At 41.0% G+C, this 26,634-nt stretch carries 18 protein-coding genes; 8 read left to right on the top strand and 10 right to left on the bottom strand.

Translation table 11 applies throughout. The features are described 5' to 3' along the window. The first annotated feature begins 41 nt into the window (after positions 1 to 41). From ackA to BCU91_RS18405, 3 genes are all read left to right on the top strand, one after another. A complete protein-coding gene (gene ackA, locus BCU91_RS18415) occupies positions 42 to 1,241 on the top strand; it encodes an acetate kinase (RefSeq protein WP_102439876.1) in 1,200 nt (399 codons plus the stop codon). Positions 1,242 to 1,312: 71 nt separating this feature from the next. Then, on the top strand, positions 1,313 to 3,460 hold the full coding sequence (gene pta / locus BCU91_RS18410) for a phosphate acetyltransferase (RefSeq protein WP_102439877.1): 2,148 nt from the start codon (positions 1,313 to 1,315) through the stop codon (positions 3,458 to 3,460). Positions 3,461 to 4,266: 806 nt separating this feature from the next. Beyond that, positions 4,267 to 4,716 (top strand): hypothetical protein, encoded by a 450-nt coding sequence (locus BCU91_RS18405; RefSeq protein WP_102439878.1) that lies wholly within the window; start codon positions 4,267 to 4,269, stop codon positions 4,714 to 4,716. 607 nt (positions 4,717 to 5,323) lie between these two features. On the opposite strand, the gene hrpA is transcribed toward BCU91_RS18405, so the two are convergent. From hrpA to BCU91_RS20305, 7 genes are all read right to left on the bottom strand, one after another. Beyond that, positions 5,324 to 9,199 carry an ATP-dependent RNA helicase HrpA gene (gene hrpA / locus BCU91_RS18395; protein WP_102532108.1) on the bottom strand — a complete coding sequence of 1,292 codons (3,876 nt, stop codon included), beginning with the start codon at positions 9,197 to 9,199 and terminating at the stop codon, positions 5,324 to 5,326. Positions 9,200 to 9,281: 82 nt separating this feature from the next. Further along, complete coding sequence (locus tag BCU91_RS18390; protein ID WP_076539977.1) at positions 9,282 to 9,698, bottom strand: CBS domain-containing protein; 417 nt, start codon at positions 9,696 to 9,698, stop codon at positions 9,282 to 9,284. A 395-nt stretch (positions 9,699 to 10,093) separates the two neighbouring features. Next, positions 10,094 to 11,020, bottom strand: a complete 927-nt coding sequence (locus tag BCU91_RS18385; RefSeq protein ID WP_102532107.1) for a GGDEF domain-containing protein — start codon at positions 11,018 to 11,020, stop codon at positions 10,094 to 10,096. Positions 11,021 to 11,290: 270 nt separating this feature from the next. Next, a complete protein-coding gene (locus tag BCU91_RS18380) occupies positions 11,291 to 11,692 on the bottom strand; it encodes an ACT domain-containing protein (protein ID WP_102532106.1) in 402 nt (133 codons plus the stop codon). A gap of 73 nt (positions 11,693 to 11,765) precedes the next feature. Then, positions 11,766 to 12,359 (bottom strand): hypothetical protein, encoded by a 594-nt coding sequence (locus tag BCU91_RS18375; RefSeq protein ID WP_102532105.1) that lies wholly within the window; start codon positions 12,357 to 12,359, stop codon positions 11,766 to 11,768. A 742-nt stretch (positions 12,360 to 13,101) separates the two neighbouring features. Next, positions 13,102 to 14,142, bottom strand: coding sequence for an isoaspartyl peptidase/L-asparaginase (locus tag BCU91_RS18370; RefSeq protein WP_102476067.1), 1,041 nt, complete (start codon positions 14,140 to 14,142; stop codon positions 13,102 to 13,104). Between the two features lie 238 nt (positions 14,143 to 14,380). Further along, a complete protein-coding gene (locus BCU91_RS20305) occupies positions 14,381 to 14,527 on the bottom strand; it encodes a hypothetical protein (RefSeq protein WP_157936300.1) in 147 nt (48 codons plus the stop codon). Between BCU91_RS20305 and BCU91_RS20630 the strand changes: the two genes are divergently transcribed. The 3 genes from BCU91_RS20630 to BCU91_RS18355 all read left to right on the top strand — a co-directional run bounded on the left by BCU91_RS20630 (position 14,526) and on the right by BCU91_RS18355 (position 20,967). Beyond that, positions 14,526 to 14,828, top strand: coding sequence for a hypothetical protein (locus BCU91_RS20630; RefSeq protein WP_241904117.1), 303 nt, complete (start codon positions 14,526 to 14,528; stop codon positions 14,826 to 14,828). The genes BCU91_RS20305 and BCU91_RS20630 overlap by 2 nt on opposite strands. A gap of 398 nt (positions 14,829 to 15,226) precedes the next feature. Continuing rightward, entirely contained in the window at positions 15,227 to 17,023 is a 1,797-nt protein-coding gene (locus BCU91_RS18360; RefSeq protein WP_102439895.1) for an autotransporter assembly complex family protein, read from the top strand. Further along, positions 17,023 to 20,967: a translocation/assembly module TamB domain-containing protein gene (locus BCU91_RS18355; RefSeq protein ID WP_102532104.1), complete on the top strand. Its 3,945-nt coding sequence runs from the start codon at positions 17,023 to 17,025 to the stop codon at positions 20,965 to 20,967. Before BCU91_RS18360 ends, BCU91_RS18355 begins: the two co-directional genes overlap by 1 nt. A gap of 67 nt (positions 20,968 to 21,034) precedes the next feature. Here the strand turns inward: BCU91_RS18355 and rplY are convergent, their stop codons facing one another. The 3 genes from rplY to BCU91_RS18340 form a co-directional block, all read right to left on the bottom strand. Continuing rightward, positions 21,035 to 21,322, bottom strand: coding sequence for a 50S ribosomal protein L25 (gene rplY, locus BCU91_RS18350; protein WP_076539958.1), 288 nt, complete (start codon positions 21,320 to 21,322; stop codon positions 21,035 to 21,037). Positions 21,323 to 21,509: 187 nt separating this feature from the next. Then, complete coding sequence (locus BCU91_RS18345) at positions 21,510 to 22,058, bottom strand: DUF882 domain-containing protein (protein WP_102439896.1); 549 nt, start codon at positions 22,056 to 22,058, stop codon at positions 21,510 to 21,512. Between the two features lie 150 nt (positions 22,059 to 22,208). Continuing rightward, positions 22,209 to 23,636: a L,D-transpeptidase family protein gene (locus BCU91_RS18340; protein ID WP_102532103.1), complete on the bottom strand. Its 1,428-nt coding sequence runs from the start codon at positions 23,634 to 23,636 to the stop codon at positions 22,209 to 22,211. A gap of 239 nt (positions 23,637 to 23,875) precedes the next feature. Between BCU91_RS18340 and BCU91_RS18335 the strand changes: the two genes are divergently transcribed. After that, positions 23,876 to 24,151, top strand: a complete 276-nt coding sequence (locus BCU91_RS18335; RefSeq protein ID WP_076539954.1) for an HU family DNA-binding protein — start codon at positions 23,876 to 23,878, stop codon at positions 24,149 to 24,151. 129 nt (positions 24,152 to 24,280) lie between these two features. Next, on the top strand, positions 24,281 to 26,164 hold the full coding sequence (locus BCU91_RS18330; protein ID WP_102532102.1) for a metallophosphoesterase: 1,884 nt from the start codon (positions 24,281 to 24,283) through the stop codon (positions 26,162 to 26,164). Positions 26,165 to 26,634: the final 470 nt, after the last annotated feature.

Here is a 26,634-nt window from a genome sequence, read left to right as displayed (position 1 = left end):
TCAATTTAAATTTTGTTCGATTAGAATGTAAAGGTCTCAACATGTCAGAAAAACTCGTATTGGTTCTCAACTGTGGTAGCTCTTCTTTAAAATTTGCCGTTATTGATGCCGTTTCAGGTGATGATTATATCTCTGGTCTTGCGGAATGTTTCGGTTTAGAAGATTCACGTATTAAATGGAAAGTAAACGGCGCGAAAAATGAAGCTAGTTTAGGTGCATTTACTGCTCACCGTGAAGCGGTTGAATTTATTGTTAAAGATATTCTTGCTGGTCAGCCAGAACTTGCTGCTCAAATCCAAGCTATTGGTCATCGTATTGTTCATGGTGGAGAGAAATACTCTCGTTCAGTGCTTATCACTGAAGATGTGATCAAAGGTATCGAAGACTGTGCATCACTGGCACCACTTCATAACCCTGCACATTTAATTGGTATTCGCGCTGCTATTGCATCATTCCCAAAACTTCCTCAAGTTGCGGTATTTGATACAGCTTTCCACCAAACCATGCCTGAGCGTGCTTATGTTTATGCACTTCCTTACAAACTATACCGTGAACATGGTATTCGTCGTTATGGCATGCACGGTACTAGCCACTTATTTGTTAGCCGCGAAGCCGCTAAAGTATTAAACAAAGACGTTGCTGATACTAATGTTGTCGTTGCCCATCTTGGTAACGGTGCATCTGTTACTGCCATTAAAGGCGGAAAGAGCGTTGATACTTCAATGGGTCTAACACCACTTGAAGGCCTAGTAATGGGTACACGTTGTGGCGATATGGATCCTTCAATCGTGTTCCATTTAGTGAACCAATTAGGTTACACCCTTGATGAAGTTCATAACTTAATCAATAAGCAAAGTGGTTTATTAGGTATTTCAGAGCTGACTAACGACTGCCGCGGTATTGAAGACGGTTATAAAGATGGCCATAAAGGCGCAACCTTAGCATTAGAAATTTTCTGCTACCGTTTAGCTAAGTACATTGCTTCTTACACTGTGCCATTAGGTCGTTTAGATGCTGTTATCTTCACTGGTGGTATCGGTGAAAACTCAGATCTCATCCGTGAAAAAGTACTTAACATGCTGCAAATTTTCAACTTCCAAGTGAATGCAGAAAAGAACACTGCAGCGCGTTTCGGTAATGAAGGTATTATCACTGAAGAAGGCAGCACAGTTGCGATGGTTATCCCAACTAACGAAGAATGGGTTATCGCAGAAGATGCTATCAAGCTGATCACTGCTTAATCGTTAATTGCTTAATTCTTTTTAAAGCCTGTTATTAAACAGGCTTTGTTCAATTTATATTAGAGGTTTTTATGTCTCGTAATATCATGTTAATTCCAATCGGCACAGGTGTAGGTTTAACCTCATTAAGCCTTGGGATGGTACGTGCCTTAGAGCGCAAAGGTGTTAAAGTTCAATTTTTCAAGCCTATCGCGCAAATCCGTAACGGCGATACCGGCCCTGAACGTTCAACCACCATTTTAAGTCACTCTCCAACGGTTAACCCGCTTGAGCCATTTTCAATGGAACATGCTGAGAACCTGATCCGTGCAGAGCAAATTGATGTACTCATGGAGCAAATCATTGCTCGCGCGAGTGAATGTGCATCAAACACTGAGACCATCGTTATTGAAGGTTTAGTGCCAACGCGTAACCACCCTTTCTCAGATGACATTAACTTTGAAATTGCTAAAGCATTAGATGCGGATATCATTTTCATCGCGACTCCGGGTAACGATTCACCTAACGGTCTAATGAACCGCTTAGAAATCGCTTATAACTCTTGGGGCGGCGTTAAAAACAAACGTCTTATTGGTTCTATTATCAATAAAATTGGTGCACCTGTTGATGAAGAAGGCGCAACACGTCCTGACTTATCAGAGATATTTGATCACACCGACATTAACAAAGCTGATTCATCAGCGATGTTCCAACTGCCAGGTAAAAGCCCATTACGCATTTTAGGCAGCGTGCCATATAACCTGGACTTAGTGTCTCCACGTGCATCTGATTTAGCCAAGCATTTACATGCCAAAATCATCAATGCCGGTGAAATGAACACCCGTCGTTTACGTAAAGTGACCTTCTGTGCCCGTAGTATTCCAAACATGGTTACTCATATGCGCACCGACTCATTATTGGTCACCTCAGGGGATCGCTCTGACGTGATTGTCGCAGCCTGTCTTGCCGCCATGAACGGCGTGAAAATTGGTGCGTTATTACTGACTGGTGGTTACGAGCCTGAGCCAGAAGTCATGGCATTGTGTGAACGTGCCTTTGATACCGGTTTACCGGTATTCCTTGTAGACAGTAACACATGGCAGACATCGCTTAATATTCAACGTTTTGACCATGAAGTACCGGTTGATGACGCTGTACGTATTGACTACGTTCAAGAATATGTTGCCAGTCATATTGATCAAAGCTGGATTGAAAGCGTTACTGAAAACTCGCCAAGAGAACATCGTTTATCGCCACCAGCATTTAGATACAAGTTAACTGAACTTGCTCGCGCTGCGAAAAAGACCATTGTCCTGCCTGAAGGTGAAGAGCCAAGAACCATTAAAGCTGCCGCTATTTGTGCTGAACGTGGCATTGCCCGTTGTGTACTTTTAGGTAATGCAGAAGAAATTCAACGTATTGCTGCATCACAAGATGTGGTTTTAGGTGAAGGCGTACAAATCATCGATCCACTGCAAGCACGTGAGCGCTATGTAGAAGGTATGCTTGATTTACGTCGTCACAAAGGCCTTACTGAAGTTGTCGCTAAAGAGCAGTTAGAAGATAACATGGTGTTAGGCACCATGATGCTGGCGCAAGATGAAGTTGACGGTATCGTTTCAGGCGCAGTAAATACCACTGCCAATACCATTCGCCCACCGCTGCAGTTAATTAAAACAGCGCCAGGCTCAAGCTTAGTGTCATCTATCTTCTTTATGTTGATGCCTGATCAAGTACTTGTTTATGGTGACTGTGCGATTAACCCAGATCCAAACCCTGATCAATTAGCAGATATTGCCATTCAATCAGCTGAATCTGCTGCTGCATTTGGTATTGAGCCGCGCGTTGCGATGATCAGCTACTCAACGGGTACTTCAGGTACCGGTTCTGATGTTGATAAAGTACGTGAAGCAACCCGTATCGCGAAAGAAAAACGCCCTGACTTAGTCATTGACGGTCCATTACAATATGATGCGGCAGTGATGGAAAATGTGGCCCGTTCTAAAGCGCCTAACAGCCCTGTAGCTGGTAAAGCGACGGTATTCGTATTCCCAGACTTAAATACTGGTAATACGACTTACAAAGCGGTACAGCGTAGTGCTGATCTGATCAGTATTGGTCCAATGCTGCAAGGTATGCGCAAACCAGTAAACGATTTATCACGCGGCGCATTGGTCGATGATATTGTTTACACCATCGCATTGACTGCGATTCAAGCTAAACAAAACGAACAAGCTTAATGACTTTAAGTAGCGCGATGTAAGCTGCGCTAAGTTTTAAGCCGAAAAGCACTAACGTCTAACGCTAGTGCTTTTTTTTGGGGCCAAATTCATTTAAAACTAAGCCGTAATTACAAAAGCTGAACAATGACAGCACTGTTATTAGGCTGTAAAACCAAAATTTAAGCTAACAAGCAGGCGACTTTACAACTTGCTACTCTCACTTCCCCTACTTAAAATACCCTGCCATTAACCGCTACCACCTTAAAAATACCTCAGTAACCTTCTATGGTAAAAAACCTATGCCATTATCAGTAAATTGCTCATCCATGCACGTCATACGTCATCGAGTAATAAAAATCTGTTGTGGTCTGTAAGCCACTAAATATCCCCAGCAAGAACGCCGCTATTCACACTGCATTTATGACATGAATCTGCATAGGGTTTCAGCATTAAACAAGGGTTGAATTTTCAACGACCTAAAAGGATTTATAACCCAAATGCAAGGATAAAATGATAAAAAAGCAAGTGAAAAGTAAAAAGATTCGAGGGGGAAATTATGATGTTATTTTTTAACCAGCATTGATAACTGTTAATTTTCATGACGTTACGCAGGCAGAATATAGTCTTCAACATAGTTGTCCACAGATTTTGTGGATAACATGAAGTTATACATAGCAGTCGAAGTATTGAGTTACTAAGATATGCCACGGCTGAGTTTTTCAGTCAAGAGCTATTTAATATTTTCTGGAATATTTGCGTTATTCTTGTGTCTGAGCCTTTAAATAGCGATACTCAATCATCTTATTTTACCTTATCAACTCATCATGCATAAAATCGTTGTTATTATCTGTTTATTACTTTTAAGTGCCTGCAGTCCTTCTGAACAAAACCCTCAAGGCCGATTAGAAAAACCACTCTCCCCTGAAGAAGTATCATTGGGATTCTTTAATGCTATTTATGTTGATAGAGATATCAATCAAGCCATGATTTATGTCAATCAAGAATTAAAAGATATCATCTCCCATTACCATATTGCCTCAGCAGTACAGCGCCATGTGTTGGGGCTATCCATGACAGAGGTTAATATGAGTGTTGACGATATCAATATCGACTTTTTCCGCAAATTTACCGATGAAGTTGATGTAAAAGTTAAAATGGAAGGCTTAAAAGGCGGCAACCCTTGGGTTGATGACCGTACCATTAAACTCATTAAAAACGGTAACCGTTGGACCATCACTGGCGTAATAACTGAAAAGGGCCGCATTGACCTGTAAGCGGTCTTTAGCCAACGTGAGTTAAGCTAGCTCGACTCGCGAATTTTAAGCATAAAAAAAGCAGCTGAGGCTGCTTTTTTTATGCTTGTGAAAGAGCTAATACTATTAGTTCGATCCGCTTATTCTTCTTCAGTAGGTAACGACTCTAAAACATCGTCTTTTACTTGGTAATAAGCATTATCATATTCATGAACTTCCATAATAACTCCTATCAATCTTAGGTCGTTTGTAAGGTGCATGGCATGTCTATAATTAGGGGTGACATTTACCAATACAGAGAAGCGCAACCATCGGTCTTCTTAAGGCTAATTGTAGCAAGCCAACACTTTTAATGATACCAATAATTACGAAAAACTTACCAAATCGTATGTTCAATATACAAGATATTCGTTTATATACGATTTTTACGCTCCTAAAACTGAAAGTCTTTCATAAAAGATCACGAATTAGCATTAAATTGTTAGAATTTTAACTTCAACAACAGATTTCACTGTCAGGGCATTTAAACACTTGTCACTCGCGGCGGCGCAAAATTTACCCATAAAAAAACGCGTAAATTACGCGTTTTTATTGGTATTTAAACTTAACAAACAGGATTAGTCACCCATCATGCCTGCTTTATATGCATGACGACCCGTTTTTCAGAAATAGGATAAGCTGTACCAAGTACCTGCGCAAAGCAAGACACTCGGTATTCTTCTATCATCCAGCGGGCTTCAAGCAGTGCTTCTGGCACTGGTTGAGTTTTAGGTACCTTGGCTAATTGCGCTGAAAGTAAGTCCTGAAGTTTACTAATGCTCACCATATGTAAGCGATCACGGGTTGGGTCAACAGGCAGCTTTTCAAGGCGATTCTCTATCGCTTTAAGGTAACGGCCGACATCAGCGAGCCGTTTCCAACCGCAATGCTCAACAAAACCTCTAAACACTAACTTATCAAGCTGGTTGTTGATGTCACTCATCGCAAAGGCAATATCTAAGCTGATCTTGCCTTTTAAGCGTTTTTTGATGCGTTGATAGATAGTCAGCACTTGCTCCACTTGCAGTGAGATTTGTTCAGCATAGCCATTAAGCTCTTGTCTAACCCAATCTTTAGCTTGCTCAAATTGCTGTTCATTGCGCACATCTAATTGTTTTTCATCAAGTAGTTGCTGCACTGATGCCGAAATTATATCGTCAATTAACAACTGTACTTGTCCAAACGGATTAAAATACATCGCAAGCTTGGCTTTGTTAGGCAATGCTTTTTGTAAATGCTTAACCGGTGACGGAATGTTAATCAGCAATAAGCGTCTTAAACCTGCTCTATGATGTCGCTCTGCCTCAAATTCATCATCAAACAGTTTAATCGACACCTGACTTTTCTCGTCAATTAGCGCTGGATATGCTTTAACTTCATAGTTGCCCCTGCGTTTTTGATATTGCTTAGGTAAGTCGCCAAATGACCAAGTAGTAATATCTTTCTTTTCAATGCCATCTTCAGCGACATTGCGAATGGCTTTAGCCACCACACCTTGCAGTTTATCTTTCAAGGCATCGAGATCTTTACCTTGATCTACCAAGCGATGTTTATCATCTTCAATTTTAAAATTCATTGTCAGATGCGCGCTTAACTGGCTTAAATCAAAATCATCAGCGCTAATACGGGTCCCTGTCATTCTTAATAACTGTTTGCACATAGAATCAAGCATTGGCATTGCAAACGGCTCCATCGCTTGTACACAAGCTCGGCCATAATCAGGTGCGGGGACAAAATTACGACGCAGGGTTTTAGGTAATGATTTAATCAGCGCCACTACTTTTTCTTCGCGTAACCCCGGCACTAACCAATCAAAGTCTGCAGTATCAATTTGGTTAATTAACGCCACAGGAATATGAATAGACACGCCATCATCAACCGCCGCGGGCTCAAAGTGATAACTCACTTTTAAGCCCAAGTTGGCTTTATGCCAAATCTCAGGAAAATCCAATGCTGAAACATGGTCAGCACTGCGCTGCATTAACAGCTCTTGGTTAAAATCAAGTAACTCAGGTGAGGCTTTACGGGCTTCTTTCCACCATTTAAAAAACAGTGGCGCGTTATAAATCCCTTGCGGAATTATCGGTTCGTAAAAATCCACCAGCACTTGTTCATCAACTAAAATATCGCGGCGACGTGATTTGTGCTCTAGGGATTCAATATCATTAAGTAGCTGCTGGTTTTTAACAAAAAACGGTTCTTTGGTTTGTAACTGCCCTTCTGCTAATGCGCTGCGAATAAATATCTCCCGCGCTTCCACAGGTTCTATCGGGCCATATTGCACTCGGCGGCGATTAACCACGGTTAAGCCGTAAAGCACTTGGTTTTCAAAAGCGATAACACTGGCGGGTTTGGCTTCAAAGTGCGGCTCGATATGATTTTTCTTAATCAAATGCGCAGCAAGAGGCTCTAACCATTCAGGCTGAATTTTGGCGCAGCAGCGAGCAAATAAACGCGAGGTTTCAGTTAGCTCTGCTGCCATGATCCACTTAGGGCCTTTTTTAGCCAGTGGTGACCCCGGGAACACAAAAAACTTACGGTTACGGGCACCAAGGTACTCGTTATTGGCATCTTTAAAACCAATATGACTCAACAAACCTGACAATAAGGCTTTATGCAGGTTGTCATAACTTGCAGGGGTATCATTTAAACGCCACTTTAAGTCATGCACGGCTTGTTTAAGCTGGGTGTATAAATCTTGCCATTCACGTACCCGTAAATAGGCTAAATATTCTTCACGGCACTGCTTTCTAAATTGGCTTGCCGATAACTCGTTTTTTTGATCTTTAATGTAATTCCACAAATTAACCCAACTGGCAAAGTCAGAGTCTTTATCGCTATAGCGTTTATGACACTCGTCCGCCGCTTGCTTCTTATCTATGGGTCTTTCGCGTGGGTCTTGAATCGACAAACCAGCAGCAATAACCATCACTTCATGTAGACAATTCATATCTTTTGCTTCAAGCACCATACGGGCTAAGCGAGGATCTAACGGGATTTTAGCGAGATTTCGACCCAAGTTTGTCAACACCAGATCTTTGCGCTGCTTTTTAACCGCCTGTAGCTCTTCAAGCAATAAGAAACCATCACGGATGTGTTTCTCTTCTGGCGGCTGAATAAACGGGAATCCAGCGATATCGCCTAAACCAATGGCTAACATCTGCAAAATAACCGATGCTAAGTTAGTACGCAGGATTTCAGGGTCGGTAAATTCCGGACGCTGCATAAAATCCATTTCATCGTATAAACGAATACAAATACCCGCCGCAACACGACCACAACGACCTTGGCGCTGATTAGCACTGGCTTGTGATATTGGTTCAATAGGTAAACGCTGCACCTTAGTGCGGTAACTGTAGCGGCTAATACGCGCTGTGCCGGGATCAATAACATAGCGAATCCCAGGTACCGTTAATGATGTTTCAGCGACATTGGTTGCCAATACAATTCTGCGGCCTACATGACTTTTAAAGACTTTTGATTGCTCGCCATAGGATAAACGCGCATATAGCGGCAGCACTTCTGTATCGCGATAGTTTTGCTTACGCAGCATTTCGGTGGTATCACGAATTTCTCGCTCACCGTTCATGAAAATCAAGATATCACCAGGGCCTTCTGCCATTAACTCATCAACAGCAGAAAAAATACCGTCACTGACATCTAGGTCTGCATCGGTATCACGGACTAATGGCCTGTAGCGAGTCTCAACCGGGAAAGTACGTCCTGATACTTCAATGACAGGGGCTTGATTGAAATGCTTCGAGAAGCGCTCAACATCAATGGTTGCTGAGGTAATAATAACTTTTAAATCAGGACGCTTTTTAAGCACTTGTTTTAAGTAGCCTAAAATGAAATCGATATTGAGGCTACGCTCATGAGCTTCATCAATGATGATGGCATCGTATTGATTCAAGAACTTATCAGAGGTCAATTCCGCTAATAAAATACCGTCGGTCATTAGCTTGATGTAACTATCTGGACTAATGGCATCAGCAAAACGGACTTTAAAGCCAACAACCTCGCCTAGCGGGCTGTTTATCTCTTCAGCGACGCGATTTGCCACACTTCTTGCGGCTAATCGTCTTGGCTGGGTATGACCAATTAAGCCACGGGTACCAAGGCCTAACTCTAAACAAATTTTTGGTAACTGAGTGGTTTTACCTGAGCCGGTTTCACCCGCCACTATCACCACCTGGTTATTGGCAATGGCAGAGGCAATATCATGACGTTTTTGCGATACAGGTAGCGAGTCAGGGTAACTCACTTTAGGAATGTTATTAAGCCTATATTGGGCTTTATCAAACGCTTTAACGGCTTGCTCTGATAACTTAGCCAGGAGTTGATCTTTCTTTTCAGATTGCGGCTCTTTTTTTAACTGAAACAACCGACGACGAATTTTAGCCGCATCGGTTTGATAACATGAGTTTAGGTATGCTTTAGAGAGCGGGTGTTGATCTGAATTCAAATCTAATTCCTAGCAAGTATTTCAAAAAATGCGATCCTAGCAAGGAACTAGACTGAATGGTATTAGTTTAGACTTTTCCTGCCTATGCTGGGGTTAAATAACATTGCTGCATGTACAAATTCATCGCACTTAGTACATTGGTTCGGTTAATGGTGCCAATCACTTTACCGCCTTCTACTACCGGATAAATTTTAGGTTTCGCCCCCAGCATTTGCTCTGCAAGTTGTAAAATACTGCCATCGGGCGATGCGGTTAGTACCTCTGTTTGCATGCAATCTTTCACAGTTTCTGTCATATCGCAGTGATAACTACTTTTAAGCATTACCGACATACAATCTTGCTGAGATAAAAAGCCTACCAATGCGCCGCTATTATCAATAACGGCGGCGCCCGCTTTTTTGTTGCTTAATAAATGCTCCACAGCTGTAGCCAGTGACATATCGGCTTTTAAAAGTACGGGTTGTCGATCCATATAATCAGATATTTTTATTGAATCCATAATATTTACCCCTTAAATCGTTTTTATGCGCTTACGCTTGACCGAACCACTGAAGCTTAATTCATTAAATTCAACAGGCTAAAATGAGATCGTCAGTGACTGCTATTTGTCGGTTCACTTATTTAGTGTAGTCAAATTTAACAACATCAGCAGATTGAATAATTAGATTGCTGTAATAGGGCTTTTAAATTAATTGGCAATAGCATGGAGCAGTTAATGGATCAGGTCAATTAAGCGCTGAGTTAAGCGATGGCAGGCTATAACAGTCATAGCATGAGTTGCTGATATAGAGACTTCATATAAAAATCACAGCGACTTTAGTTCCTGCGTTGCATTTTTGCCACATTAACCCAGCAAGGCACAAGGTAGGACTAGCCAATGACTTTACCGTCCCATTAGTTATCATTTGAAGTAAAGACGATTTGAGGTGAAAACACTGTTCGATTTTTTCCTAATTTCTTAGCTTCATACATCAAATCATCTGCAACTTTTATTAAACCTTCTGTATTTTCTGCATCTGTTGGGAATTTGGCTACCCCAATACTGCATGACAGATTAAAAGTAGTTTGTTCGTATGTAATTGTTTCACTGTTGAGTTCATGAATTTTGCGAGCTAAAGTTTGGATGCCTAAACTATCATTTTCGGTCACCAATATTAAAAATTCATCACCGCCATATCGTGCAATACAATCTGATTTTCGACATGAAAGCTGTAAGCGACTCGCTATCTCTTTTAAAATAGCATCGCCACATGGGTGACCATAGGTGTCATTAATGCCTTTAAACCTATCTACATCAATAAAGAATAAATAAGCATGGCTCCCGCTACGCTGAGCAAGGTTGAGTGTATATCTTGACTGCTGTAAAAAGCTGTTACGGTTGCATAATCCGGTTAAATTATCAGTTTGGGCAAGCTTGGTTGTTTCCGCTTCTAATTCTTTTATTCGGGTGATATCTCGGCTAATCCCAAACATGCCTATTATTTCGTTAGAATCATTAAAAATCGGGGTTTTGCTGGTGCTTATCCAGCACAGCTTCCCATGTTGATCAAAATAAGTTTCTTGCAATGAATCAATAACTTTACCCGCTAATATGTCTTTATCAACCTGTCGATAATGAGCGGCATGATCCTCATCAAAAAGATCAAAGTCTGATTTTCCGATAATATCTTCAAGGTTTTTTATTTGCAGAAGATCCAGAAAAGGTCTGCTGGCATAGGTAAATCGAAAATCCCTGTCTTTAAAATAAATAAAATCTGAGCTGCTTTCTAAAAAGAAAAGAAAATAGTCATTCCCTGACATTTTATTGTGTTTACCTATCATTATTAGCTTAATCCTTTAGTTAAATATAAGCTATAAAACGTCGAAGCAAGATGTCTTCTCAGCCTTTATCCATTTTAAACAAAGCTCGAATTATCACAATTCAAGCTATGATCCATACCAATCAAAGATTTAAAAATAACATTAACACCTAGATTAGGAATTGCAACTTTAGCTGCAGTTTGTTGAATCGTGTCAAGGCAGTTTAATACTACGCTAAGTTAAATATAGTAGCGATGGCCAACTCACTTAAAGCAAGTTGATAGAATTGCTTTAAGTGACTGCGTTAAACTCTTTTAAGGCTAAAAGAGCCAACTCGGCCTTAGCTGATGGAACAAAGATATGATCGTGATAATAAGCCGCAATGACGTTAGCACTAATACCATAAGCCGTTAATTTGGCAGATACCGCCGCGGTTAACCCTACAGCTTCAAGACTTGAATGCACTGTTAAGGTTATTTGGCGAAATGAGCCTTCAAACCCTAAACCTGCTTGTTGGGCGGCAGTTTTTTCCAACACTAACGTTAATCCTTCTGCTTCACAAAATGTGGCGACAGGATTAAGGGAAATATAATCAACTAACGTACCTGAAACCTTACAGAACACAAATTCTGCTGGCAGCAGTTGTGGCTCCATCGACTTTAATAGTGCATTTAATTCTGTAATACCTGACATGATGACCGCTCTATTGCTGACACGCTATTATTAAACCTAAAGCTTGGCACTATATCACGGGGCAAGTTAATACTTACTTATTACTGCGGTTTTTAAACATGTTTTTTAGTTTTAATTTTAATGGTTTTAGCTTCATTAGATAATCACGAATAGTGTCAGTTTTTGCAAGAAAAGCATATTCTTGTTCAGTTAATTGTTGCGGCTGATAAGTTCGTATTAAACGATATAAATGGTAATGACTGACCTTTTTGGCAATCAACCAAATTGGCGACCATTCAAAGCTTCGAAATGTAATTCTTTCGAAATCAACCATGCCCAGGTTCTCATCACTGTCTGCTAATAAATCTCGCACAGGCATTGCATGGCGCGCGACACCTTGAGCGAGCATATTGGCAACCATTTCCCGTAACAGGATAATTTGTTTCACTGATAAGGTTTCTGGTGCAGTACCTTTTAAACGACTCATGGTCAGCGTGGTATTTTCATCGTCAAAATGGAGTAATTTAGGGAAATTATCGAGCCCGATTAATCTTTGTAAGGCTATTTTTTCTCTGAAGTAGCGCTTCTTGTAATCCTTCACCTTTTTGAATGTTTTAATGACAGAGCTAGCTTCAATCACAACGTTCATTTTTTCCGTCTCGTAAACACCATCTGTAACCACTTTCATAACTAGCCTTAATAATACTTAATCTTAAAGAAATTCCTAAATACTACATATCGTCTTTGCATTACTGGTTAGCAGCGCCGTTTAGGTATTTGTAGCCTGCGTGTATTCATTCAAATTCAATGTAAAAAATGACTTTCCCATTAATCGCCTACCTTCAATATTCATTTACTTAGCTTGTGTCTCACAACCTATGTTTAGTGTTGTGCTTAGCTAGCTTGTTATTGAGGCTGGTACATAATCATAATTCAGTATAACTATACGGTTTTGTGTATCTAACTCACGGATAATTTAGAGGCTTAGCTCATATAAACTCGACTTTTATACTTATGTACAACAGCCATAAAGCAGCAACAAAACAAGCTGTAAACTTTGCAACAAAAACACAAAGCAACGACCATTTTATTTCAAAAATAGAATTATTAACTATAGTCCAACAACAGCTAACGAGTTACCATCAGTCACTTTCTATTTGCACTATAGAAACTTTAATCGCTTACCGCTGACTCACGCTTATGTAATACCTATTAGCATTGATCTTGCTAATACAATTCACCACAAGCTCAACATTTGAATAACCCTATTAAGATAAAGGGAATATTTGCCCGCATCAAGTGATTAATAATCAAGCACAATCACATTAAACAGTTTTAAACAAGGCTTAAAAGAAAAAAGGCACCAAGTGAATACTTGATGCCTTTTTAGCTAGTGCTTAATACTTGTATTAAAAAACGCACTAAAGGGCTTACTTATCTCGCCAAATCATCACTTGGGCTTGTTCACCCTTTTTACGGGTCGCACGGTACATACCTTCGGTATTAAATGGTGTGGCAATATTGCCGCGATGATCAATAGCGATAACCCCGCCGGTGCCACCCGCAGTGATAAGGCGCTGATTAATCACTTCATCGGCAGCTTGAATAATGGATTTACCTTGGTATTTCACTTTGGCGCAAATATCCCCAGCCACATGGTAGCGAATAAAATATTCACCATGGCCAGTTGCTGATACTGCACAGACACCGTTTTCAGCATAAGTGCCTGCGCCAATAACGGGTGCGTCACCAATACGACCATAACGCTTATTGGTCATGCCTCCTGTTGATGTACCCGCACTAATATTGCCACTTTTATCCAGAGCTACCGCGCCCACTGTGCCCACTTTAAATTCGACATCGAGTGCATTATGGGAAGCTATATAGTCTTTATTATCTAATTTTGCTTGCTCCATTTTAGCTTTAGCCCGTTGCAATGATTCATAGCGGTGTTGAGTATTAAAAGTCTCATTGGCAACCAGCGGCACCCCTTGGGTTAAGGCAAACTCTTCAGCGCCTTCGCCATAGAGCATCACATGTACTGATTTATCCATCACCAAACGCGCCAAATCAATGGGATTTTTAACGTGCTTAACCCCCGATACAGCGCCTGCATTCATGGTTTTTCCATCCATAATAGAGGCGTCCATTTCATGCTGTTCATTGTGGGTATAAACCGCCCCTTTGCCTGCATTAAAGTATGGCGAATCCTCTAAAACATTAATAGCTTGAGTTACTGCTTCAAGGCTTGAACCGCCCTTTTCTAACACCACATAACCCGTATCAACGGCCTCTTTTAATTTAGCGCGATAGGCTTGTTCTTGCTCAGGAGTAAAACTACTGGGGTTTATCGTGCCTGCTCCGCCATGGATCGCAATGGCAAACGGCTTGTCATTGGCAACACTGCCAAAAGACGAAACCAGCAAGGTGATACATGACAACATGGTTAATTTATTCATTGTTATTCTCATATTTATCAAGGGGCTTACAGTCTAAGTTATAGCCCTAAATTATACTCTAAGTGAATTGATTCTATGGGAAAAGTAATATTAATCAAAGCTGCAACTTATCACTTTGAGATAGTGATAGTGATAGTGACGAAGCCATGATAATAAGCCCTGCCAGCACAAATGCGCCATATTCCACCCTACGGGGTAATTTTGAACCCACAGAAATCCTTAAATCGTTTTAGATTAATGAAGGCATTATTTACTTTAAATTAAGCCGCTTCATTAATCGATGTAATTTACCTGCACTCAAGCCCAGCGGTTTGACGATCGCGGTCAGTTTTTCACTATTAGCTAAATAACTTGCCAAGCTTGAGGTTAACCGCGGCATATGTGTTAACGAGTTCATGCAAACGTCTAATGCTAATATTTACGCTTTAGGGGATTGCGCTGAATTTGAAGGGCAAGTAAAAGCGTATTTACAACCGACCTTAATCAGTGCGTCTGCATTAGCAAAAACCTTATTGGGTGAAGTGACTAGCGTGAAACTGCCCAATATGATGGTCAAGGTTCCCCCCCTAATTACCCGATTCAAATTGGTGGTAAAACTGATGCAGCCTCAGTATCACGTTGGAATATTGATGTTCAATCACAAGGGATTGTCGCTAAAGGCTATGACAGCGCCGATAACATGGTGGGATTTGTGGTGACTCGAGATTGTACTCAACAAGCATTCTCTTTGTTAAGACAACTCTAAAAACCTTAATTTAATAGCTTCACCAACACTAAACAACAAAGCAGAACAGTAATTAGTTCTGCTTTTTATTTGGACGATTAAATCACTCCAACATTAAGGTAAAATCAAGGTAGCTTTGACCTTGCATGGCCACAACCTGTCTTAAGCCGAGCACTGGAATGACTGGTTTTTATATTAATGCTTTAATCGGACGATTCTTTCTATGCATTTCAAAGGTTAATTTCAATCCACAACTTGCCTGATTCACATATTCTAGCGACAATACAGTATGAGTTTATGGCCTTTATAAGCATCCTATAATTGTTATTTAAATCTTTTCAATATTGCGTTGTCGCCTTTGCTGCCATTGTCATGATGGTACCTAATTTCGCTTGGGCAAAAGATAACTGGTTAACGGTCAAGGTAACGGGCGCATCAGGACGGTTAACCAAAAATATCCAAGCGCATTTAGGCAATAACCCTGATTCTGAAGTACAACGCAGAGCCTATTTATTTACTGTAGAAGACAATGTTAACGCCGCGCTGGAATCCATCGGCCATTATCACGCAAAAGTATCGATTAACGTTGAAGAAGCGACCAAGGGCCCCTGGAAACTTAACATCGATATCGATGAAGGTGCGCCTACCATTGTTCAGTGGATAGACATTAAATTCAGTGAGCAAATGATTGAAGATAACAGCTTTAATCGTTGGCTTGATCAGTTAACTATCAAACCTGGTGATGTGTTAGATCACGGCGTATACCAAGAGTTAAAAAATCAGCTGGTTACATTAGCTATGGCCAGAGGCTACTTCGATGGAAAATTCTCACGGGCTGAAGTGGTGGTTAATCGGGATGTGAATACCGCTAAAATCCACTTGCATTATGACTCAGGTAGACGCTATCAACTGGGTAACGTCGAGTTTCATGGTCATACTCTCAATGATGAGTTCATGAAAAAACTCATCCCGTTTAAACCCAATTCAAATTATTCAACCCGGCGGTTAAATCGATTGAACCGCAACCTTATCGATACTGGCTACTTTAGTAATATCAAAGTGTTACCACAAGTTGATGCCATGACCGACGTCGATGTCCCCATCAGAGTTGACTTAAGCCCAAGACCAACACACTCATTTGAATTAGGTTTGGGCGCCGATATTGGTACCAATGCCGAAAAAACCATTGAGCCAAGGGTCAGGCTCACTTGGCGGATGCCGCAAATTAACAGCTATGGCCATACTCAAGAAACTACTATGGAATGGTCACCTGACAGGCCTAAGTTTTTAACCACCTATACTATTCCGTTAAAGCACCCGTTAGATGATCAGCTACAATTTAAGATTGGATTACTGCGAGATAAATATGGCGTTACCCAAGATTATAATGAAGAAGATAGAAGCTACGATTACACTGGCCAGCTAGAGTCAGAGAAACGTTTACTCGGGGTGATCAGACAACAAACCCTAGCCGACCAATGGCTATTTGGTTATTCACTTGAATATAGCCAAGAGCTTTATAATCAATCCAATATTGATTACGATTCAAAATTCCTTCTTGCAGGCTTTGGTATTGGCAAAACCGTTCGCGGCGATAACACCTTAGACCCCAAGTCGGGCTACCGTCATATTTACAGTATGCAATATGGTGACCCTAATTTAGGCTCTGAAATTCGACTGTTAAAATTTGAAGCTAACTTTAAATGGATTGATACCTTTTTCGATCGGCATCGTTTTGTAGCCCGACTCGACTTAGGCGCCAACATTGCTGATAGTGACGATATCGCCCAAATATCACCTTCGCTACGTTATTTTACCGGTGGCGATCAGAGTATTCGCGGTTATGGCTACCAAGAGCTAGGGCCATTCATTGAATACACCAACGAAGACGGTAGCACGTCACGTCAGGTTGTCGGCGGTCGTTATTTGATGGTGGGCAGTTTAGAGTATCAATTTTATTTAACTGACACATGGCGACTTGCCAGCTTTGTGGATGCGGGTAACGCTTTTGATACAGAAACATTTGAACCTATTGCCTCCGTCGGCGGCGGCGTTCACTGGATCTCTCCTATCGGACCCATTAGATTCGATTTAGGTGTCGGCTTGAAAGAAACAGAAACGGTCGATAGATCTTGGCGAATTCATTTAACCATGGGGACGGATTTGTAATGACAGAAAAATCCAAGCTACCCCAGCATCATAACGACCATGAAGCCCATGACGCTACACCACTAGATAAAGTGCCAGCAAAGCCGCCATTAACGCTTTGGGCGCGATTATGGAAATACTTCAAACATACCACTCGAGTGATTATCTATATTCCACTGCTGATTTTAATTTTGCTAGCAGTGCTCATTGGCACGCCTTTCGGCGCACGTATGTCAGTGATGTTAGCCAATCAATTTGTGCCCAATCTCGCATTAGACTTACGCTCTGGCACCATCAATAAGCAACTCGAATTTAACCATGCAAGCTGGTCAATGGATGGCGTAGCGGTAGAGGTTGATGACTTAAGCTTATCTTGGCTGCCAACCTGTTTGTTTAACAAGCAAATTTGTGTCGATAAGTTACACGCAAGTGGCGTGCGGGTACGAGTAGCTACTGATGAGTTTGCCGATGATGTGCCTAGTGAAAGTACCGTTGCAAACGCTCGAACAACTCAAGCTGCATTAGCAGATAATCAGCCAGCTAACACTGATAAAACTAATGAAAGTAAAGATGAATTACCTGAACCGCTGATTTTACCTGTAGTTATTGGCCTTAACGAATTAGACTTAAACTCAGTTGAGGTCAGCGTAAATGACATGCGCTATAACGCCAGCCGCTTGCAAGGCAAAGCACTATGGAATAGCAAAGGCTTAAGAGTTAATTACCTTTATAGTGACGGTTTGCTGGTTGATATTCCTCTTGCCAGTGATGATGTTGCAGCGCCGAACAATACCACTGAGGTAAATGACGACTGGGCTATGGCAGCATTACCAGTGGTTTATATGTCATTCCCTATTTACCTTGAACAACTGATTAGTAATAACAGCGTGATGGTCTTGGGAGCAAGAACCGATGATTTCGCAAAAATAACCTTAGCAGGCAGCTATGTTGATGACTTAATTGATGTGCAGCAATTAGCCATCACTCATGATTACGGTGAGGCAACATTAGAAGGCGATATCCGTTTAAATCACGATTACCCAATGAATATTAACGCCGATTTTAGCCTTAACAATGTGGCCGAAATTCCTGAATTAACCCAGCAAAAAATCAAACTCAGTGCACACAACGGCTTTGATGATTTAGCCGTTACCCTTGCCGCTGAAGGTGACTTTACCATTAATTTTGACTCAAATATCACTTTGAGTAAGCCCGAAATGCCTTATCGAATTGATATAAGCAAAGCCCAAATTCAGTGGCCTTTGATTAAGCCTGACTATGTCACTGATATCAAAACATTATCAAGTACCGGTGACTTCAACCAACAACATGTTGTCCTTGATGGGCAATTCCTCAGCCCCTATCACCCGCAGCTTGAAGTTAATAGCGCAATGCAGCTATCACATACCAATGTGGATATTGCAGATATTGTCATTAGCTCAGATGCGGGGGATATCGCAGGTCAAGCGAGTCTTGATTGGGGCAATGATTTTAGCTGGCAAGCCAAACTCGACACCACTGATTTACAGCTAGAAAAAATCGATTATCTTTATGAACTCACCGAGCTTAGCAGCCACATCAGTGGGATATTAACCACCACAGGTAAGGTTTCTGATACTAGCTGGGAAGTAAATATTGTAGACAGTGATTTAAGCGGCAGTTTAAATCAGTACCCTCTTAGCGTTAAAGGTCAGGTACAATTTGATAATAACTTCGCCATCAATGCCAAAGACCTACAAGCACAAGCCCTCGGCACAACCCTACTTATCAATGGTCAAGCAGATACAGTATGGGATGTAGATGCATTACTTGATGTACCTGACATCAGCCAGTGGCTACCAGATAGTAAAGGGTCAATTACCGCAAAAATCGATGTCACTGGCGATGCCAAACAACCTATCGTTGATATTAACGGCCAAGTGGCCGATTTTGATTTTGCCGATATGAAGCTCGACAGACTGACATTAACGGGTCACTACTTACCGTTAAATGAGCATCAATTTAGCGTGAATCTCGCCAGTACTGCTTTTAGCTGGAGCGAACTGGACTTAACTGACGTAGAGCTAATCGCCTCAGGAGATCTTGGCCAGCAAACATTGCAACTGTCTACGGGTGGAGAGCTAGCCATTAACACCCAATTGAGCAATATATACACGGCAGATAAACAACGCTTTGATACTGAAGTTAACGCCTTATCCTTAACCAATATGCTCGGAGATTGGCAGTTAGATAAGCCCATCACGATCGTTTGGGATCAACTCAATCAACTTGGCAGCGCCAGTCCTTTTTGCATTAATCACCCCAGCAATAGCCTGTGCCTGATTGAACCTGCAAATTTTGGTACCCAAGGGGATATTCATATTCTTGCACAAGGCACACCTGGCCGCCTACTGCAGCCAATATTACCCGAACGCTTGGTATGGATTGGTGACTCTAGCCTTGATGCCAAACTGAATTGGTCTGAGGTTGAAAAGTTACAAGCAGATGTTGATTTAACCTTATCTGAGGGCAAATTAGAATTAAAGCGCTCAGAGAATGATCGCATCGATATCATTTACGACTTAGTTAACTTACATGTCACATTAGATGAGCAGCAACTAACGGGTCAATTATCAGTGCAAGCAGATAGCATCTCAGATATCAGCAGCCAAGTTAACATCAGCACCCAGCCTTCAAGAGAGCTATCAGGGCATATCAATATTGACGAGTTAGATTTAACTGGCTTACAGGGCTTCTTCCCTGAGCTGGCGACATTACAAGGACTGTTTTCCACTGATTTAACCTTATTAGGCACTTTAAATGAGCCTGAAGTCGGTGGCAAAATGACACTATCAAAAGCAGCTATTGCCACTACAAACAACCCGACTTTGATTGAAAATATCAATTTAATAATGGAGCTCGCTGGCCAACAAGGTAATGTAACAGGCGATTTAACCATGGGGAAAGGCCAGGCAAATATCAATGGTAAGTTGGCTTGGCCAGAGGGTAACTTTAATGGTGAAATTGATATAAAAGGTAAAAAGCTCGCCTTTATTCAGCCCCCTATCGCAATATTGGATATTACTCCTGATGTAAAAATTAACTTTAGTAAAAATCAGCTGGCGATCACGGGCACTGTCGATATTCCTAGCGGGGAAATTACATTAGTTCAACTAGCTGAGGGTGGTGTAGCGATATCTAGCGATGTGGTATTTAAAGACTCGATTTCAGAACAAGAAGAAAAAGTCAGCCCTTACGCTATCGTCGCCGATCTCAATATTAATGTGGGCAAGAACCTTAACATTGATGGCATGGGCTTAAACGGCAAGTTAGAAGGAACATTATTGCTACAGCAACAAGCCTTCAAACCACCGCTGTTATTTGGTGATATTAAAGTGAATAATGGCAGTTATAAATTTATGGGGCAAACCCTAACCATCAGTACTGGTGAAGTGCAGTTTGTTGGCCCAAGCTCAGTACCCAACTTAAATATTGAAGCAGTAAAAGAAATCAAAGATGAAGATCTCACCGCAGGCGTGAGAGTCACAGGCACAGCCATGCAGCCAGTAGTGACCTTGTTTTCAAACCCAGCCAAAGAGCAAGCCGAAATTCTATCCTACATAGTCACCGGCACAGGCTTTGCGAACTCTGGTAATGATCAAAATAATGCTTTAATGATGAGCGCGGCGTTAAGCTTAGGCTCACAGTTTGGCGGCGGCGCAATGAACAACATTGGCTCAACAGCGACGGGCTTAATTGAAAAAATGGGCTTTTCTAATGTACAACTTGATGCCAACGATGAAGGACGCTTTGCCATTAGCGGTTATATTGGCGAAGACTTGATGGTGAAATACGGTATTGGTGTTTTTAACCCCGGCTATGAAATGACGGTAAGGTATTATATTTTTTCACAGCTTTACCTAGAAACCGTATCAGGCAACTTAAATCAATCCTTAGATATTTACTATAGCTTTGATATTGATTAAGCGTTATAAACCAAATTTTAGTCACAAAAAAAGCGCCTTAAGGCGCTTTTTTCATTCAAATTAGCAATTAAGCAAATTTGAAATCGATGTGTTCGATAAGCATTTTGTACGCATGACGCTGTACAGCTTGTGCACGAACTTTAATTTCTTTGCCATCGATTACGATAGTTAACTCGCTTGTGTAGAAATCTTCATTCAACTGTTGGTTGATGATATCTTTTTGAGCGAATTTGATAGAAATAGGCTCTTTACCTGGACCGTAGATTACAGCAGGAACTAAATTCGCATGACGTAGGCGGCGGCTCGAACCTTTCCCGATTTCAGTACGGATTTCAGCATTGATAGTATAAGACATGTAATTCTCACTTATATAAAATAATTTTTGTTGTTATTTTCGACCAATAACAACTCGTGCTCGTTATAAAACTAAGCGCGCGGATTCTAACACAGCTAAATAGCGTCAACAAGCATCACGCCGGTATTTTATCCACATGAACTAACTATATAGCCTTTAAATCATGCTAAATATCAGGCCGTGGGTTTTACCAGCTTCTTACCGGGCCAGTATCAAGGTGAATAAAACCAGAACGAGGGTAATAACCAACCCCGCCCATTTTTAACGACATTGCTGCATCACGTAAGGTTTTAAGAGCAATGCCGGGTATGGCTAAATCCATTGCCATTCCCTTCATATGATAACTTTTCTTGGCAACACCATTACTGTTGGCCGCTAACATATTATTGGTGATCGGAGAGCGATAACCAGAAATCACATGAATTTCATCTGAGTTATTCAGTGTCTGTTGAAGCTTATACAGGATTTCATATAAACGCTTATCCATCGGCGCCGCTTGGTTTTGTCTATGGTCACGTAATACATTGCTAAAAAGCGTTAAGGTATCACTGCGATATTCACCATCAACCCAAAAACTGCCTTGCCCGCGCTCACCAGTATGACGGTTGTAAAAGCTCAGATCACGCTGCCCTATTGTAGATCGGCTTGCTTGAGCGGAATTAGAAAACATTGAAGCGACAGCCACCCCACTAATTCCAAGGATTAACTGCCTACGCGAAGGACAAACTAACGACATTAACTCACCACTTTTTAAAAATTCAAACTGTGCACTTTTTGCACAAACGAGGATGAATTTAAAGCTTATGGCAAACAATAGCAACTCTAAAAGCACATAAGTTATGTATAAATCATGTGCAGTTTAGCAACTTCTAATAAGGTCAGGCACTTAACGTGACGTCAACTGTAATGGGCTTGTTGCATTATTTGCCACCACTGTTTTATCTGTGTTATTTAAATGATAAATATCATTTCGATATTGGGCCAAGTTATCTTCACCAACCCAAGCATTCCAATACACTATATGCACAGGAATGGTCTGTGACAGCGAAAACCATTGAGTATTTTTTTGATTAGACTGCATACGCGCCCAAGTGCGTTTATCTATTACCACATTATCCGCGAACCACTCAGCCAATTGCTGCACTTTTTCAATGCGAATACAGCCCGATGAAAGCGCTCGATTTGCCTTATTAAAAAGCCATTTATCTGGTGTGTCATGTAAGTATATATTCAGATCATTTTTAAAATGAAATTTATAACGCCCCAACGCATTAATTTCCCCGGGTCGCTGCACCAAACGATATGGAAAGGCTGCAGTTGCGGCCATTTGCCATTCATCAGCGGTTTTATCAATTTTAATCCCAGCTCGATCAAAAACATCAAATTGTCGATCGCGAAAATAATCACCATCTTTAGCCACTTTAGGCAAGATATCCCGTCGTAACAGCTTTTTAGGTACTGTCCAAGTAGGATTAATGACCACATTGGATATTTGTCCTGACATCACAGGGGTTCTTCGATAGGCCTTGCCGACAATTACTCGAGAGGTCATGGCGATTTGACTATCATTGACTAGCACCATTTCAAAGGCGGGAATATTTACCAATAAATAACGCTCTGACAGTTGATGTTGATAACTGGTTTTAGCCACAAAATTACTGGCAAGTAATATGGCGCGCTGTTTAGGTGTTTGGTTTAACCAATGTAAGGTATTGGGACCAATAACAGCATCGGCTTTTAAGCCATGACGCTGCTGAAATGACACCACCGCGTTCGCTATAGTGTCATCATAAATATGTTGCGCTTCTGAACGAGATGATAAGTCCCCAAGTAACCATAAACGCTGTGAAATAGCACTGATAGTCTGATGGCTATCGCCAGGCCGTAAAAAACCGCCGGGGACAATTGGCTGCCATTCATGGCGGTTATCAAGCCACATTAATCGTCTAATATGGTTAAGAACTCTCAAGTAATCATCTACCGGAGGCTCTAAAGAAAAAACTTTGTTTTGAAGTGAAGCGTTGGAAGCCAGATTGTGATACTGCAGTTCAACAGACTTATCAGCCCAAAACCTATCAACTTCATTTTGTATTGTGTCGATATATTCAAGCTTTTCAGCCTCTGTACCCTGGCGCAGAATCGTTAAATATGCTTGCCATTGAACACTGGAGTCAGTCAACGAAATCAATAATACATGTTGCGCAAGGGTGTTATAAACCGCATCCGAAGCCGCAATCTTAGTCATTGGCGTAAAATACAAGAATAATATCACTGCAAAAGATAACGCAACTCGATGAAAACAGCATCTCACCATGAATTATCCTCCTAAATACTGACTACGAGCTTTTGAGTATGGCAAAGAAATACCATCCTTGTGTTACATAAAATATGACACTGTTAAAAGATAATACGAAAGTTGGAGATAGATAGCGGATTTAGCGCAGCAATTCGACAGTGGTAGAGCTGTGATAAGTCGAGTTCTGTTAAACGATGGGCATAACTGCTATAAACAAACTCCGCAATACTTATTACGTTAATTTCACAGCAGTTAATATGAATAAAAAACAACTCATGCAAGTGATGGCCTCGGACATCGGTATCTCACAATCTCAAGCGAAAATTCAAATCGATCAAATTGTTTCTCAGATCCATAAAGCACTTACCGAAGGTGAAAAAGTTTACATTCCGCAATTTGGCACATTTGAATTACGCTACCATTTAGCGAAAAATGGCTACAACCCACAAACCGGTGAAGCAATGGAAATCCCAGGATTTAACCAACCAAGCTTTAAAGCTGCGCCTGGATTGAAAAAACTCATCAATCAGTAATAAAGCCATAATCCCATTTCAAAGGCCTTGTTTTACTAGTAATAGCAGCAAGGCTTTTACCAATAATTATACCATTTCATAATCATCTTCTAAACTTAAAGTCAAAGTCACCTTACCCAGCGCTCAACCATGAACCTTAACCATGCTGTGATATGTGTTGTTCTACTGCTATGCACTTTTATTCCATTACAGGAAACCTCAGCCTCCTACGAGAGCTTTGAGCTATCAACAACAGCAAAAATTATTGTTGTTGGTGACATCCATGGCGACTATGGTGAATTTGAAACATTAATTCGTGCAGCAGGCATTATCGATGACCAACTGAATTGGCAAGCTGGCGACACTCAGCTAGTCAGTGTCGGCGATCTGCTGGATAGAGGCCCTGACTCCCGCAAAGTAATGGACTTGTTTATGCGTTTAGAGCAACAGGCCACCGCAGCAGGAGGCGCAGTACATCTTGTGTTGGGTAATCATGAATTGATGAACCTTATCCGTGAACTTAACTACGTACCCACTGATGAATATAAACACTACCTGGATGATGAATCTGCGGACGTACGCGAAAATTACTGGCAGCAATACCTTTCATATGCAACTGAAACCAGTGCCGGAATGAGTCAGCAATCGCTATTATCGACCTTTAACACTGAATACCCTCCCGGCTACTTTGGCCATATGCAGCTCTTTTCTACCAAGGGTAAATATGGCCGTTGGCTGTTGAGCAAGCCCAGTATATTAAAGATCAATGAGGTGCTATTTCTCCATGGTGGACTTTCTGCCAAGTTCCCTCTGTCAACCTTAGCCGAAGTAAACAACGAATCAGCAAAAGTAATACATGATTACATGGAAGCTTTTGAGCAATTAAAACTCCAAGGCGCATTAAGTCACCTTGATGATTTCTTTAGTCGCCAAGAAAAAATAGCACGGCGGTTACTATCTGCAGGCTCTGACGAACATAAATCCTTGTACCAAAGCTTTGTTAATCTCAGCCAGTCTTTTTACCTCGATGGAGAAAGTCAATTCTGGTATAGAGGCTCAGCTCTTTGCCATCCAATCTTTGAGGAAGAGATACTTGATCGCGTTTTGCAACACTATAAGGCCAAACAATTGGTGATTGGTCACACAACCACGAGTAGCCGCGTTTTTGAAAGCAGAATGAAGGGCAAGGTGATCAATACTGACACTGGACTGTACCGAAAATATTATCAGGGCAATCCAATGTTATTAGCCATTAACAAAGATGAACTTCAACAATTTGATGGTAATCAATGGCGTCCTTTTGAGGTTGACGATGGTCAATACCGTGAGATTTACCAAGGCCACAGCTATCAGGACTGGGAACAGTTATTAACACAGGCAATTATCACTAAACTTGAGCCTATAGGGACTGGTGTGACACAGTCGAAAAAAGCTTATTTGGAACATAACGGACTGCGTTTCAAAGCTATTTTTAAAACTGAAAATATCATCCCCAGAAATGCCTCTAAAGATAAATATCGCAATACCGACAGTTATAAATACGAAATAGCAGCGTACAGGATAGCCCGTCACCTTGGATTGAATATGATCCCGCCAACGGTACTTCGAACCATCAAAAATAAACAGGGCTCGCTACAATTGTGGATAGATGACACTTTTAACGAAAAAAATCGCATCGAGGATGAACGTTATCCAAGCGAGTATTGCGTTCTGTCATACCAAGCCAGCCTGATGAATATGTTTGATATTTTAATTTTCAATGTAGATAGAACCCAAAGCAATATTATCTATACAGAAGCGGATTGGATGATGTGGATGATAGACCACTCTCGAAGCTTTAGAACTGGCAAACACGCACCAAAATATTTAAAGGCGGCACGTTTGCGTCACTCGCTAAAAATTGAACATCAATTAAAAAACTTAGACTATCAAAGCCTAGATAAACTCACTAATGGCCTACTCAAGAGAAAACAAATCAAGGCGTTACTCAAACGTCGTGATCTGTTATTAAAAAAGCTGGCAGAACATGAGTAAAAATCCTCATTAACCACGCTCGCTACCTTAAGCCGCTTAAGTGATTTATGCCATACCTGTCAGTAATTCCGTGTTTATTGTCAATATAAGAGCTTAAGCAAAAGCGCTGTACTAGCTCATAAACGCCAAATACTCTAATTAAGATAAAGAGTTAACCAAACTCATAGAGAGGATAACAGGCAAGATACTGATATTGACTTAAATGATTGTAGATTTACTGAGGCTGTAACCAAGAGATTGTAAGCCCCTGTAAATAGCGCTATATTACAGCGGGTTTGACATGTCATCTTTTAAGCCGTCTTCGAACTTAATCGCTGAGACTGTAACTAATTTTGTGTAACTGCTTATCAACACGTACTCTATAGAGAGTCAAGGATAGGCAGATACTCATGAACAAAAAAGATATTGAAGCTTTTGCTAAAGAAGCTGCTAAAAGCATTAAAACACCAGAAGACTTAAATCAATTCAGT

This window comes from Shewanella sp. 10N.286.52.B9, from assembly GCF_002873635.1.
GTDB lineage: Bacteria > Pseudomonadota > Gammaproteobacteria > Enterobacterales > Shewanellaceae > Shewanella.
This window is presented reverse-complemented; position numbering and strand designations above follow the sequence as displayed.